General features: G+C 40.2%; 11 protein-coding genes, 1 tRNA gene and 1 pseudogene. 5 read left to right on the top strand and 8 right to left on the bottom strand.

The genetic code is table 11. From position 1 onward, the window contains the following. The first annotated feature begins 63 nt into the window (after window positions 1–63). Entirely contained in the window at window positions 64–1,677 is a 1,614-nt protein-coding gene (locus J4N24_RS22840) for a SulP family inorganic anion transporter (protein WP_207536063.1), read from the top strand. After that, complete coding sequence (locus tag J4N24_RS22835) at window positions 1,670–2,383, top strand: carbonic anhydrase (protein WP_207536062.1); 714 nt, start codon at window positions 1,670–1,672, stop codon at window positions 2,381–2,383. Before J4N24_RS22840 ends, J4N24_RS22835 begins: the two co-directional genes overlap by 8 nt. Before the next feature lie 55 nt (window positions 2,384–2,438). On the opposite strand, the gene rsmI is transcribed toward J4N24_RS22835, so the two are convergent. Further along, complete coding sequence (rsmI, locus tag J4N24_RS22830) at window positions 2,439–3,110, bottom strand: 16S rRNA (cytidine(1402)-2'-O)-methyltransferase (RefSeq protein ID WP_207536061.1); 672 nt, start codon at window positions 3,108–3,110, stop codon at window positions 2,439–2,441. Between the two features lie 131 nt (window positions 3,111–3,241). Between rsmI and serS the strand changes: the two genes are divergently transcribed. From serS to murA, 3 genes are all read left to right on the top strand, one after another. Further along, window positions 3,242–4,510: a serine--tRNA ligase gene (gene serS, locus J4N24_RS22825; protein WP_207536060.1), complete on the top strand. Its 1,269-nt coding sequence runs from the start codon at window positions 3,242–3,244 to the stop codon at window positions 4,508–4,510. A 281-nt stretch (window positions 4,511–4,791) separates the two neighbouring features. Then, entirely contained in the window at window positions 4,792–5,478 is a 687-nt protein-coding gene (locus J4N24_RS22820) for a DUF4290 domain-containing protein (protein WP_207536059.1), read from the top strand. 29 nt (window positions 5,479–5,507) lie between these two features. After that, complete coding sequence (gene murA / locus J4N24_RS22815; protein WP_207536058.1) at window positions 5,508–6,833, top strand: UDP-N-acetylglucosamine 1-carboxyvinyltransferase; 1,326 nt, start codon at window positions 5,508–5,510, stop codon at window positions 6,831–6,833. Window positions 6,834–6,952: 119 nt separating this feature from the next. On the opposite strand, the pseudogene J4N24_RS22810 reads toward murA, so the two are convergent. The 7 genes and pseudogenes from J4N24_RS22810 to J4N24_RS22780 form a co-directional block, all read right to left on the bottom strand. Continuing rightward, window positions 6,953–7,924: pseudogene (locus tag J4N24_RS22810) on the bottom strand (PLP-dependent cysteine synthase family protein); the annotation flags it as partial. Between the two features lie 93 nt (window positions 7,925–8,017). After that, on the bottom strand, window positions 8,018–8,881 hold the full coding sequence (locus J4N24_RS22805) for an AMP nucleosidase (protein ID WP_207536057.1): 864 nt from the start codon (window positions 8,879–8,881) through the stop codon (window positions 8,018–8,020). Between the two features lie 52 nt (window positions 8,882–8,933). Then, window positions 8,934–10,175: an ATP-dependent Clp protease ATP-binding subunit ClpX gene (gene clpX, locus J4N24_RS22800; RefSeq protein ID WP_207536056.1), complete on the bottom strand. Its 1,242-nt coding sequence runs from the start codon at window positions 10,173–10,175 to the stop codon at window positions 8,934–8,936. Continuing rightward, window positions 10,175–10,876 (bottom strand): ATP-dependent Clp endopeptidase proteolytic subunit ClpP, encoded by a 702-nt coding sequence (gene clpP, locus J4N24_RS22795; RefSeq protein WP_207536055.1) that lies wholly within the window; start codon window positions 10,874–10,876, stop codon window positions 10,175–10,177. The genes clpX and clpP overlap by 1 nt, the downstream gene beginning before the upstream one ends. A gap of 103 nt (window positions 10,877–10,979) precedes the next feature. Next, on the bottom strand, window positions 10,980–12,326 hold the full coding sequence (gene tig / locus J4N24_RS22790; protein ID WP_207536054.1) for a trigger factor: 1,347 nt from the start codon (window positions 12,324–12,326) through the stop codon (window positions 10,980–10,982). Window positions 12,327–12,539: 213 nt separating this feature from the next. Then, a tRNA-Leu gene (locus tag J4N24_RS22785) sits at window positions 12,540–12,621 on the bottom strand. 148 nt (window positions 12,622–12,769) lie between these two features. Beyond that, complete coding sequence (locus J4N24_RS22780) at window positions 12,770–14,389, bottom strand: hybrid sensor histidine kinase/response regulator (RefSeq protein WP_207536053.1); 1,620 nt, start codon at window positions 14,387–14,389, stop codon at window positions 12,770–12,772. Window positions 14,390–14,396 lie beyond the last annotated feature (7 nt).

Genomic DNA, 14,396 nt, shown 5'->3' with positions numbered 1-14,396 from the left:
GAATAGTGACGCCTCGATTAGCGGTTTATGTATCTAATTATTGATGATTTAACGTTTTGAAATATGGCGTCTCTGAATGAGCATGCACAGTATAATTCAAAAAGCTCGTTTTCGCTCGCGAATTTAAAAAAGGATTTTCCTTCCAGTATAGTAGTGTTTTTAGTGGCCTTGCCTCTTTGCTTGGGAATAGCTCTTGCATCGGGTGCTCCCTTGTTTGCCGGACTTTTAACTGGTATAATAGGAGGGATCGTAGTAGCGTCCGTGAGCGGCTCCCAGTTAAGTGTTAGTGGTCCGGCTGCCGGTTTAACTGTCATTGTCTTCGGCGCTATTACTAAATTGGGTACATACGAAACCTTTCTTTTAGCTATTCTTCTGGCTGGGGTAATGCAGATTCTTCTTGGTGTTCTTAAAGCGGGTACTATTGCAAGCTATTTCCCTTCCTCAGTGATCGAGGGCATGCTTGCTGCTATAGGCATCATTTTGATCCTAAAGCAAATACCTCACGCGGTAGGTTACGATGCAGATTACGAAGGTGATGAAAGTTTCAGAGGTCCTGATAATAATAATACCTTCTCTGCAATTACCTCTGCACTGGGGAGGATAAGCTATGGCGCTGTAATCATAAGCTTGCTTTCCCTGGCAATTTTAATCTACTGGCCCAAGTTTAAAAAACTTGCTTCAGTACCAGCGCCATTAATAGTGGTAGTGCTGGGGATAATCCTAAGTTATGTGTTTAAAGGGAGCAATTTGGAGATAAAAGCAGAACATTTAGTAAAGATTCCGGTGGTTCAATCCTTCAATGAGTTTACGGGGCTTTTTCGCTCACCGGATTTTAGTAAGATCACTAGTCCTGATGTCTGGACTATTGCCGTTACATTAGCCATTGTAGCTAGTCTCGAAACACTTTTAAGCATTGAAGCCGTTGATAAGATCGATCCATACAAGAGGGTTTCACCTACTAATCGGGAACTGGTAGCCCAGGGAATAGGTAATGTTACTAGCGGACTTCTTGGAGGGCTTCCGATGACTGCCGTCATCGTTCGTTCCTCAGCTAATGTTAATTCGGGCGGAAAAACTAAGATGAGTGCAATTTTGCATGGTGCCTGGCTTCTACTGTCACTACTGCTAATACCCGGTTTACTGAATAGCATCCCTTTATCCTGCCTTGCTGCCATATTGTTGATGACAGGATATAAATTAGCTAAACTTGACCTGTTTAAGAAAATGTGGAAGGAAGGTAAAACGCAGTTTATCCCTTTCGTTGTTACAGTTCTTGCAGTGGTCTTTACTGATTTATTAAAAGGTGTAGCGATCGGTATGCTGATCGGGGTGTTTTATATACTGCGCAATAATCTGCGTAATCCATATTTTTATACTATTACCGAGAATGGCGAGAAGAAGGTAATCCAGATTAAATTGGCAGAGGAGGTTTCTTTTCTTAATAAAGCAGCGATTCAGTATACATTAAATCATCTACCTTCCGGTGCCGACGTTGTCATAGACGGGACCAATTCAAGGTACATAGACTTAGACGTATTAGAGATTATTCATAATTTTAGGCATAATGCCTTCAGTCGTGGTATTATTGTCCAACTTGTCAACATTAAGCACAAATACGATGTGCCTCAGTTGAAAGATTTAATTTTTAAACCAGAAAACGTAAAAGACAATGTCTAACATAGTAGATAAAGAAAGTACAAGCCCATCAGCTATTAATATATCACCAGAACTTGCAGAAGAATTAAAAGAGAAAAGTAAAAGAACCTATCAGCAACTTGTAGCAGGAAACAAGGCTTTTGTTGAGCGTTCCCTTGCCGAAGATCCGGAATACTTTAATAAGCTTGCTGCAGGACAGAGTCCTGAAGTTCTTTGGATTGGATGTGCAGACAGCCGGGTGCCCGCCAATGAGGTGACAGGCACTAAGCCTGGCGAAGTTTTCGTCCACAGAAATATTGCAAATGTGTGCGTACATTCAGACATGAATATGCTAAGCGTACTGGATTATGCAGTAAACGTGTTGAAGGTAAAACATGTTATTGTTGCTGGTCATTACGGTTGCGGAGGAGTTATTGCCGCTATGGGAAACAAGCAGTTTGGTTTGATTGATAACTGGCTCCGTCATATTAAAGATGTTTACAGGTTGCATAGTCATGAGCTTGATCTGATAACTGATGACAAACAACGGGCGAATAGACTGGTCGAATTAAATGTAGTGGAACAAGTATTTAATCTTTGCAAAACAACGATTATTCAGAATGCCTGGAAAGAACGTGTTGACCTGGAGATTCACGGTTGGGTGATAGATATAGGTACAGGATTTATCAAAGACTTGCAGGTATCCTGCAATAGCAGTGTTAACCTTGGGAAGGTTTTTGCTTTATAGAGCTTTTTGAGTATTGTTTAAAGTAGAGGATGTTCCTGATAAGGGAGCATCCTTTTTATTTTCCCGCAACACAAATAACAAATTCCCCTTTCAGCACATTTTCAGTAAAATGTTCCTTTATTTGCGGTAAGGTTCCCCGCACGGTTTCTTCAAACACTTTTGTCAGCTCTCTCGATACAGAAGCTTCCCGTTCCTCTCCAAATACATTTGCAAATTCCTCCAGCGTTTTCAAAAGTCTGTGAGGCGACTCATAAAAGATCATCGTTCGTTCTTCCTCACTTAACTCCTTTAGTCTGGTTTGCCTTCCTTTTTTTACTGGCAAAAAGCCCTCAAAAGTAAACCTGTCCGAAGGAAGTCCCGAGTTTACCAGTGCAGGAACAAAAGCAGTAGCACCGGGAAGGCATTCAATATCCAGCCCGTTCTTCAAAGCCTCCCTGACGAGGAAAAAGCCTGGATCAGAAATAGCAGGAGTACCAGCGTCAGAGATAAGAGCAACTTTCTGACCCTCCTTAAGAAAACGTATAATTTCGGTACTCGCCCTATGCTCATTATGCTGATGATGAGCAAACACACGTTTCTCAATTCCAAAATGCTTCAGCAATGGCGCACTTGTCCTTGTATCTTCTGCCAGAATTAAATCGGCTTCCTTTAAGATCCGTATTGCCCTGAATGTTATATCTTCTAAATTCCCTATCGGTGTGGGAACCAGGTATAGTTTGCCGCTCATTATGTTTCCTTTTCTGTTATTCCTATCGGTGCCCTTTTATTGAAAATACAGGTTGTCCGTGGATCAGACTATCTGTAAACTCGCATTGCAAACCGCAAACAGTTTATATCTTTGTCAAAATTTTAAAAACGATGCTGCAAGTTAGTTATATCAGAGAAAACAAAGAGAAAGTTTTAGAACGATTAGCCGTTAAAAATTTCAAACAGTTAGAATTAGTAGATGAGATAATTTCGCTGGATGAAGAAAGAAGGCAAACTCAATCGCAACTAGACTCAATTTCCGCTGAAGCGAACAGCATTGCGAAACAAATTGGCGAGTTAATGCGTCAGGGGAAGAAGGCTGAGGCTGAAGAGCTGAAAGCAAAGACACCTGTGCTTAAGGAGCAAATTAAAGAGCTGGGTGATAAACTGGCAAAGGCAGAAGAAGACCTTCAAAACAAGATTGTTTTACTTCCTAATCTGCCCCATCACTCAGTACCGGAAGGGTTAACCCCTGAAGAGAATGAAGTTGTTCTGGAAAATGGGCTAAAGCCAGAACTTACTGTAAAACTTCCGCACTGGGAGCTTGCGGCTAAGTATGATATAATAGATTTTGAACTAGGGAATAAAGTAGCAGGAGCAGGTTTTCCTGTTTATAAAGGCAAGGGAGCAAAGCTTCAGCGCGCTTTGATCAATTTTTTCCTGGATAACGCGGAAACCGCAGGGTACCGGGAAATGCAACCTCCAATTGTAGTAAATGAAGCTTCAGGATTTGGTACAGGTCAGCTTCCGGATAAGGAAGGACAAATGTATCATGTCGGTATTGATAACCTTTATCTTATACCTACAGCAGAAGTACCGGTAACTAATCTTTATAGGGATGTTATTTTGAAAGAAGAAGAACTGCCTGTTAAAAATTGTGCTTACACACCTTGTTTTCGTCGCGAGGCTGGTTCCTATGGTGCACACGTTCGGGGCCTCAACCGTCTACATCAGTTTGATAAAGTTGAGATTGTTCAGGTGGCCAATCCCGAGAGATCTTATCAGATATTGGAAGAGATGAGTTTGTACGTACAATCCCTGCTTCAGAAGTTAGAATTGCCATACCGCGTTTTGAGGCTCTGTGGTGGAGACATGGGTTTTGCTTCTGCCCTTACTTATGATATGGAAGTTTGGTGCGCTGCACAGGAACGTTGGTTAGAAGTTTCTTCTGTTTCTAATTTTGAAACATTTCAGAGCAACCGGTTGAAGCTTCGGTATAAGGGTAAAGAGGGGAAAGCGCAACTAGCTCATACTCTCAACGGAAGTGCATTGGCCTTACCAAGAATAGTAGCAACTTTGTTGGAAAATAATCAGACCGAAAGGGGCATCAAAATCCCGGCAGCTTTGATCCCTTATACAAAGTTTGAGTATATTGATTGATACAAAGCTTAGTCTGTAATCTTATCAAAGAGATTTCTTCAGCTACTGAGGAAATCTTTTTTTCTTTTATGCATAATACTATATCTTTACCACGTTAATAGGATAAGTAATGCCAAACTCGGCATACTCGCATCGATTGGAGAATTATTTTACTTATCCGCCTTTCCTGAAACTTTAACGGGGAAATCAGGTTTTGCTAAAGAGCACAAATCTTTGTAATATAGGGTATTCCAAATTAGAAAAGACCCGGGTGCTGAACTTCCGGTCCTAACAAAATTAAAATGATATTCGATTATAATACCACAAGGGATAAGTTAATCCTGGCAGAATACGGCCGAAACGTGCAAAACATGGTTGCGTATATCTGTTCTTTGCCAACAAAAGAAGAACGCAACAGACATGCACAAGTTGTAATTGATTTGATGGGATTCCTTAATCCCCATCTTAGAGATGTAACTGATTTTAAACATAAACTATGGGACCATCTGCACATTATTTCTGATTTCAAGATTGACGTAGATTCTCCATATCCGCAGCCAGCAGAAGAGGCAATGCACAAAAGGCCAGATCCTCTGGGCTACCCACAAAGACCAATAAGATTCAAACATTACGGCAAAACTGTCGAAATGATGATTAAAAGGGCTAAAGCAGTTGATGAACCTCAGAGACGTCAGCTTATGGTTCAGAATATAGCGAGTTTTATGAAGGTGGCGTATGTAACCTGGAATAAGGATACTGTTGCTGATGAAACTATTGTAAATGATTTAAGGGAGCTCTCTAACGGAGAGTTGATCCTCGATGAAAATTATACGCTTGCTAAAGTAGAGGTCCGCACTAATGCACCTGGCGTCAGACAAAAGCCGGGAAGTAGTAATTCAGGTGGATCAAATATGAATAAAGGACGTATGAGCATGAATAAAGGCAATAACGGTCGTCCAAAAAATAACAATAACGGAAAGAGGAAGTAAGCTTCTGTTTCAATCTATTTCTAAAAACAATGAATGCATTTGAAATCCACGGCGGGAAACCGCTGAAAGGAGAGATTATACCTCAGGGGGCAAAGAACGAAGCTCTCCAAGTCATTTCAGCAGTATTACTTACAGAAGAGATGGTTACTATTAGTAATATCCCTGATATCAAGGATGTAAATAAGCTGATTGAATTGCTCGGCGATCTTGGAGTAACAGTTGTGCGTCTTAATAAAGATACTTACTCTTTCGAGGCGAAGAATATTAAACTGGATTTTTTCAAGTCTGAGGAATTCAAATCCAAAGGAGGAAGCCTGCGTGGCTCTATCATGATTGTTGGTCCTTTGCTCGCCCGTTTTGGTAGCGCCGCAATCCCTAAACCAGGGGGGGATAAAATAGGCCGCAGAAGACTTGATACTCATTTTCTTGGCTTTGAGAAGTTGGGAGCTAAATTTAACTACGATTCTGATTCAAGTTTCTTTAATGTCGACGCTACTAATCTTCAGGGTACACACATCCTTTTAGACGAAGCTTCTGTAACAGGAACCGCTAATGTACTGATGGCTGCTGTACTTGCTAAGGGAACAACCACTATATATAATGCTGCCTGCGAGCCCTATCTTCAACAGCTATGTAAGATGTTGAACAGAATGGGTGCTAAGATTTCCGGTATTAGCTCAAACCTTCTTACAATCGAAGGGGTGGAACGATTAGGAGGAACTGAGCACCGCCTGCTACCAGACATGATTGAGATAGGATCCTTTATTGGTCTTGCTGCAATGACTGGTTCCGAAATTACGATTAAAGATGTTCAGTACGACGAGCTCGGCATAATTCCTAATGTATTTCGTCGCCTTGGTATTAACCTGGAGAGGAGAGGAGATGATATTTTTATTCCGGCACAAGAAAGTTATGAGATAGATACTTTTATTGATGGTTCTATATTAACCATAGCTGACGCACCATGGCCTGGATTTACTCCTGATCTTTTAAGCATTGTGCTGGTGGTAGCTACGCAAGCAAAAGGTAATGTGCTCATTCATCAGAAGATGTTTGAAAGCCGCCTGTTCTTTGTAGATAAATTAATTGATATGGGCGCTCAGATTATTCTATGCGATCCTCATCGCGCCACTGTGATGGGTCTTAATCATCAGGTTAAGCTAAGAGGAATAGAAATGACTTCTCCCGACATCAGAGCAGGGGTATCCTTGTTAATTGCAGCTCTCTCTGCAAGCGGACGTTCAATCATTCACAATATAGAGCAGATAGAAAGAGGTTATCAGGATATTGATACTAGATTAAAGGCACTAGGTGCAGACATTAAACGAATAGACGTAATGCCGAAGGGGCATTAGTTAATTCATAGCTTTGTTTAGCCTCGCAGTATGCGGGGCTTTTTTTATGGCCTGCGTTTAATTAAATGTCACTACCAGTGATGTCGGTATAAGACCGTTTTGCATCCGCCTAATCAATCGACGAATCGCTGCTGGCGCAGCCAATCTTCATTATACATTTTCCCCAAGTATCGGCTACCGTGATCATGAAATATAGCCACAACAACATCATTTTCTTTCAGTTCATCTTTTAATTGCAGCAATCCTGCTATCACCGCTCCCGACGAATTTCCTGCAAAGATACCTTCCTTTTGTGCTATTGCCCTTGTCATTAGTGCTGCATCCTTGTCTGTGACTTTCTCAAAATGGTCAATTATTTCAAATTCAACATTTGCAGGTAAAAAGTCTTCTCCAATACCCTCCGTGATATAAGGGTAAATCTCTTTCTTATCGAAAATTCTCGTTTCTTTATATTTTTTGAACACCGACCCGTAGCTATCAATTCCCCATACCTTTATCTGAGGGTTTTGTTCCTTGAGGTACCTCCCTGCACCTGAAAGTGTACCACCTGTTCCTACACCTGCAATTAGGTGGGTAACCTTTCCCTCTGTTTGTTCCCATACTTCAGGTCCGGTTTGTTCGTAGTGCGCCTGCAAGTTCGACAAATTGTTATACTGATCAGCCTTCCATGCATTAGGTATTTCCTGCTCCAGCCGCGATGATACCGAGTAGTAGGAGCGAGGGTCTTCAGGCTGTACATCTGTCGGGCAGACAACTACCTCCGCCCCCATTGCCCGCAGCGCGTCGATTTTTTCCTTCGATTGCTTGTCGGTAGTAGTGAAAATACACCGATATCCTTTTACCACAGCTGCTATTGCCAATCCCATACCTGTATTACCTGAAGTTCCTTCTATTATAGTACCTCCGGGTCTTAGTTTACCATTTTGTTCAGCGTCTTCAATCATCTTTAACGCCATTCGGTCCTTTATTGAATTACCCGGATTAGTACTTTCAATCTTAGCAAGTACCAGGGCCTTAAGCTCCCTGGTCACTGTGTTTAATTTTACCAATGGAGTATTACCAATAGTTTCGAGGATGTTATTGTACCACATAGTAGAAGGATAGGTAGAGATGGAATGGTTATTCAGAAAGCATAAGTAAGTAGCTTGCAGGGGCTACATACATAATGCCAAAGGTCTGCATCATTAGAACTGAAGATGCTTTACTGTAAGCCCGTTATTTATAAGCTGTTTAAGGGAATCAATTCCGATTCGTAGATGTGTTTCTACAAAGTTTTCTGTTACTTTAGAATCGCTTTCGGCTGTTTTTACTCCCTCTGGAATCATGGGCTGGTCTGAAACTAATAAAAGAGCCCCGGTTGGAATTTTATTAGCAAAGCCTGCCGTAAATATCGTTGCTGTTTCCATATCGATCGCCATAGCGCGTAGTTCCTTTAAATATTTTTTAAAGGTCTTATCATGCTCCCATACCCTTCTATTGGTTGTGTAACAAGTGCCTGTCCAATAATCCCTGGAATGGTCACGGATAGTAGTAGATATTGCCTTTTGTAATGCGAATGAGGGAAGCGCCGGAACTTCAGGTGGCAGATAATCATTCGAAGTTCCTTCACCTCTTATTGCTGCAATGGGCAGTATAAGATCACCTATATTGTTCTTTTTCTTCAAGCCGCCGCATTTCCCCAGAAACAAAACAGCTTTTGGTTTAATCGCACTTAAAAGATCCATCATAGTAGCTGCAAGTGGACTTCCCATACCAAAGTTAATGATTGTAATTCCTTCTGCTTTCACACTTTGCATGGGTTTGTCAAGACCCATGATTGGCGCGTTATCATGCCATTCGGAAAAAAGTTGGAGGTACTTGGAAAAATTAGTCAAAAGGATAAAATCGGTAAAATCTTCCAAAGGTCTGCCAGTATAGCGAGGTAGCCAATTGTTGACGATTTGTTCTTTTGTCTTCAGTCCTTTTTTTATGGGGGAGGTAACCTCTTTCACCTTTTCTGCTTTGGCTACAATTTCCGGGTCTTTTTTAACATCTTTTTCTTCATTCATAAATGCACTCCTTTTTTAAACAAAAAACCCCCGCCGGAAGGCGGGGGCTCAATTAAGCAACTTTAAGTTTCTTGAGATCTGACTTGGCAAATTTGTCGAGTGCGTAGTCTAATGTAACATAAAGCTCCTTGCCTTGCTGCTTATCAGTAGGCGCTTCAAACATGGCATCGATCATGATTGCCTCACAGATTGAACGCAATCCCCTCGCTCCTAATTTAAATTCTAAAGCTTTGTCTACAATAAATTCAAGCACCTCCTTATCAAAGTCTAACTTTATTCCTTCGTATTCGAAAAGCTTTTTGTACTGTCTTACTAAAGAGTTTTTAGGCTCTGTAACGATATTCAGTAATGCTTCCCGGTCTAAAGGATTTAAGTGAGTAATAACAGGCAAACGACCAATTAGTTCTGGTATTAAACCGAAAGAACGAAGATCCTGAGGCGTTATATACTTGTAAAGGTTTTTAAGATCAACGCTTAGGTCATCTTTCTTTACCTTATAACCCACAGTCTGAGTTCTTAAACGATTTGCAATTTTCTTTTCAATACCGTCAAATGCACCACCGCAAATAAACAAGATATTGTTGGTGTTAACTGCAATCATTTTCTGATCAGGATGCTTACGGCCACCCTGAGGAGGAACGTTAACAATTGTTCCTTCCAGGATTTTTAACAATGCCTGTTGAACACCCTCTCCAGATACATCACGGGTGATAGACGGATTGTCGCTTTTGCGGGCAATCTTATCCACTTCGTCAATATAAACAATACCCCGTTCTGCAGCAGTGACATCATAATCTGCTGCCTGTAAAAGTCGTGTTAATATACTTTCCACGTCTTCCCCAACGTATCCTGCCTCTGTTAATACCGTAGCATCACAGATACAAAAAGGAACGTGAAGAATTTTAGCGACTGTTTTTGCCAGTAAGGTTTTTCCTGTACCAGTCTCTCCAACCATAATGATGTTTGATTTCTCAATCTCAACTTCATCTTTCTCAACTTTTTGGTTGAGACGTTTGTAGTGGTTGTAAACTGCAACAGATAACACCTTTTTAGCTTCATCCTGACCAATTACATATTGGTCAAGATGTGATTTGATCTCAGTGGGCTTCATCAAAGTTAAAGCCGATTGAGAAGCTTTGTTTTTCCGGGTCGACAACTCTTCTGACAAAATCTGATTTGCCTGAGCTACACACTTATCACAAATGTGAGCATCCAAACCAGCGATCAGCATAAGCGTATCCTGCTTACCGGAACCGCAAAAAGAACATTTTATGTCTTTTGAACTTTTACTCATTACTCATTTCCCTTGTTTACGCCAAGAACTTCGTCGATCATTCCGAATTCTTTGGCTTCACTTGCAATCATCCAATAATCTCTGTCTGAAGCATCGTGAACTTTTTGATATTCAGCACCTGAATGGTGTGCAATGATATCGTATAATTCACGTTTTAGCTTCAATATTTCCCTCGCTGTGATCTCAATATCCGAAGCCTGGCCTTGAACTCCCCCAAGTGGCTGATGAATCATTACCCTTGAGTGTGACAAAGCTGCTCTTTTGCCCGCCGCACCTGCACATAGTAAAACTGCACCCATCGAAGCTGCCATTCCAGTACAGATTGTTGCTACGTCAGGACTTATATATTGCATTGTGTCGTATATTCCCAAACCGGCGTAAACAGAACCTCCAGGAGAGTTTATATAGATCTGGATATCGCGTTTTGCGTCGGTAGATTGTAGGAACAACAACTGAGCCTGAATGATGTTCGCAATATTATCATAAATCGCATCTCCTAAAAAGATAATACGATCCATCATCAAACGTGAGAAAACATCCATCTGAGCAACGTTCAATTGACGCTCTTCAATAATATAGGGAGTCATTGACATCGGAATAGCATTTTCTTCTACTCTTGCTATAAAGCTGTCAACATGTTGGCTTCCTATACGATGATGTTTTACTGCGTATTTGCGAAATTCGTTTTTGTCAATTCCCATGAGTGTCTAAAAGTTATGGTTACTAAATTAATTTATTTAAGTGTGCGATGAATCAATTAATTGTAAAAGAAATTGGCTCAGGCACACTAATAACCAATATCTTCTAATTCAGTTCCAGAAATTTATTATATTCTATTTCCTGCTCGTCTAATGTAATAACTGTTTTCAGGTATTCAAATACTTTCTGAGCTTTTACTTCTTCAAAAATTCTGTTAGCATTCTCTTTATTCTGTAGGAATTGAACTGCATACTGGTTCAGTTGATCCTCAGGGATAGGAGTCGGGCTATACATTCTAAACTGCGCATCAAGGCGAGCCTTAGCTGCGTCAAGGATGTCCTCGTACTTGATCTCTATGTTGTTTTCCTTGATGATTTTATTCTCAACTAAGGTCCATTTAAGGTTCTTAGCGAAATCATCATATCCCTGCTCTAATTCTTCCTCAGTTAATTTCTCATTAGTCGCCTTTAACCAACGTTTAAGGAACTCATCCGGGAGTTGAAGCTCAAATTTACCCAAACCATACTCCACTAGTTCCGACTGCAATTTTTGATCAGAATTCTGAACCATCATTGATTCCAACTCTTCAGTGATTTTTCCTCTGAATTGCTCTTCCGTAGTTACATCTCCTGCAGGAAATATTTTATCAAAGAACTCCTGATTCAAATCAGACTCTTCCAGTCTATTCACGTTTTTAACAGTTAAACGGAAGTTAGACTGAAGCTCTTTAGCATCATCTTCAGAAATGTTCAATAATCTAGCAACTTGTGATGCATCATTATCAAACGCTTTTTGAATGTCGAATTCAATTACATCATCTTTCTTAAGACCAACTAAAGACTTTTTAATTTCTTCATTTTTTACCAGGTCTAAACGGATAGAAGCCGTATTTGATATACCACCTTCAAAAACGGAACCATCTGTAGAAAGTTGAGCCAATTCAGCATATAATACGTCATCTTCTGCCGAAACTTCAGGATTTGTCATTTTGCCATAGCTCTTACGAAGATTTTTAATACGAGACTCTAAAGTTTCTGCATCTACTTTAATCTTGTAAGCAGGCAGTTTGTCTGCTGAAGAGAAGTTTAATTCAAACTCAGGTGCTAAACCTAACTCGTAATTGAATTCAAACTCTTCGTTGAAGTCCCAGTTAAATTCTTTGGAGTCATCTGCCTTCGGAAGTGGCTGCCCTAATACTTCAATTTTGTTTTCAGTGATATAATTGTTCAGAGAATCACTTAGCAAATTATTGATCTCATCTACCAAAATGCTTTTTCCATACATCCTTTTAATGTGAGATGCCGGAACCATTCCTTTACGGAAGCCTGGAAGCTGAGCCTTCTTTGCATGATCTTTAATAGCTTTTTCAACACGTGCCTGGTAATCCTCTGGTTTGATGTTTACTTTAACTACAGCATTTAAGCTATCGATCTTCTCTTGAATAATATTCATGTTATGATAATTAATACTTTACTATTTAAATTTATACTGGTGACCATCAAGTCATAACGACTATAATATCACTAAATTATGGGGCGCAAAAATACAATTTTATAATGATTTTTATCGTATAAATCTGTGATTTCTATAAGCTTTGAGGGATTGAACTAGAGTGGGGTTGTGGGTAAATAAAAAAAGCAGACTTTTCAGTCTGCTTTAGTCAAGTGCGGAAGAAGGGACTCGAACCCCCACGCCTCGCGGCGCCAGATCCTAAGTCTGGTGCGGCTACCAATTACGCCACTTCCGCATTAGGTGTTTCCCGTTGTTTGGGACTGCAAAAGTAGTGTTTAGTTTTGAAAGTCCAAATTTTGAAGGAACTTTTTTTTATTTTTTTTTATTTAGGATCCTACCTTATTGTATCCTGAATCAAGATCCGGGTCTTAAAATACTGATAATCAGATTTCAGATGCCTTTGCAACTTTATGTTTGTTAACTAATGCTTCTATCGTTTGATGGAGTACTGTTAGATCAAATGGTTTGGTTACGATCGCATTCACTCCCGAGTCGTATGCCAGCTGTTTCTCTTCCTCTAAAACTGCTGCAGAAAGAGATATGATCGGTATGGTGCTTATTTCTTCCGGTAATTCTGTCCTTATCCTCCTTGTAGCTTCAAATCCACCTAAAACAGGCATATGCGTATCCATAAGGATAATATCAAAATGATTGTTCTTAACTGCTTCTATGGCTAATTCTCCGTTTTCTACGATCTCTACCTGCAGACCCCAATTATTAAGGACCTTTCTTATCATGAATTGATTTATGGTATTGTCCTCAGCAACAAGGACAGATACATTCTCAAATTTCGTCAGCTCATTTACACCTAGTTTTGGAGTCGCTTCGTTCGCCTGGGCATCAACAATTTCATACCAATTTGTGAAAGCGAAAGTACTTCCCACGCCCTCTGTGCTGGTAACATTAAGAGTTCCTCCCATTAAGTATACCAGTTGCTTAACAATGGATAAGCCTAATCCTGTTCCACCATACTTGTGCGACGTGTCATCAGAAGCTTGTTCAAATGATTCAAAGATCTTATCAATTCGCTCTTGTGAGATTCCTATTCCTGAATCCGTTACTGCAAATTCAACCTGGATCCGTTTTTCTTCTTTTGAATGAACTTTTAAAGTTAGATCAACTGCACCTTTGTCTGTGAATTTGATACCATTACTTAAGAGGTTCATCAGGATTTGATTAATTCGTAAGCCGTCTGCCATCACAAGCTTAGGAAGAGCACCAACAAAGTTTACATTTAGTTTAATGCCTTTTTCGTCCGACCTGAATTTCATTAGGTCTCCAACTGATTTAGCCAGATTGGTTAGATTGATCTCAGTTTCTACTATCTTCAGTTTTCCTGCCTCAATTTTGGATATATCGAGAACGTCATTAATTACACCTAACAGGGCTTCTGACGAAACTTTAAGAAGGTCTACGCACTTTCTTTGTTCGTCGTCAAGATTCGTGTTCTGAAGCAGGTGAGATATTCCAAGGATTCCGTTAATAGGTGTTCTTAGTTCATGGCTCATATTCGCTAGAAACCGTTCTTTAACTTGCTTTGCCTGTTCTGCCGCTTCTTTAGCTTTTATAAGCTCTGTTTGATAACTTTCGAGCTCCGCATTCTTCCGTTTTATCTCCCTTTGGGTTCTGACGATCTGAATAAAGGAATCAACCTTGGCTGTAGTAATAGTAGGCTCTAGTGGCTTATACAAGTAGTCTACTGCACCAGCTGCCAGGCCTCTCACTGCATATTTCGATTCTGTAGAGATAGCCGTTACAAATATGACTAGTATTTCGCGTGTCCTCGGATTGCTTTTTAGTATTTCAACTAGTTCAAATCCGTCCATCTCCGGCATTTGAACATCAACTAAGGCAATAGGAATATCTTGTTCCCAGCAGATTTTGAGAGCTTCGTTTGGAGAAGTTGTAGTAACAAGATTAATATCGCTTCGCTGTAATAAAGCCTCTAAAGCCACAATGTTCTCAGGCTTATCATCAACAATCAGCAAATTAACTTTATCCATTTGTTCT

Source organism: Desertivirga arenae (genome assembly GCF_017355785.1).
Taxonomy (GTDB): domain Bacteria; phylum Bacteroidota; class Bacteroidia; order Sphingobacteriales; family Sphingobacteriaceae; genus Desertivirga; species Desertivirga arenae.
This window is presented reverse-complemented; position numbering and strand designations above follow the sequence as displayed.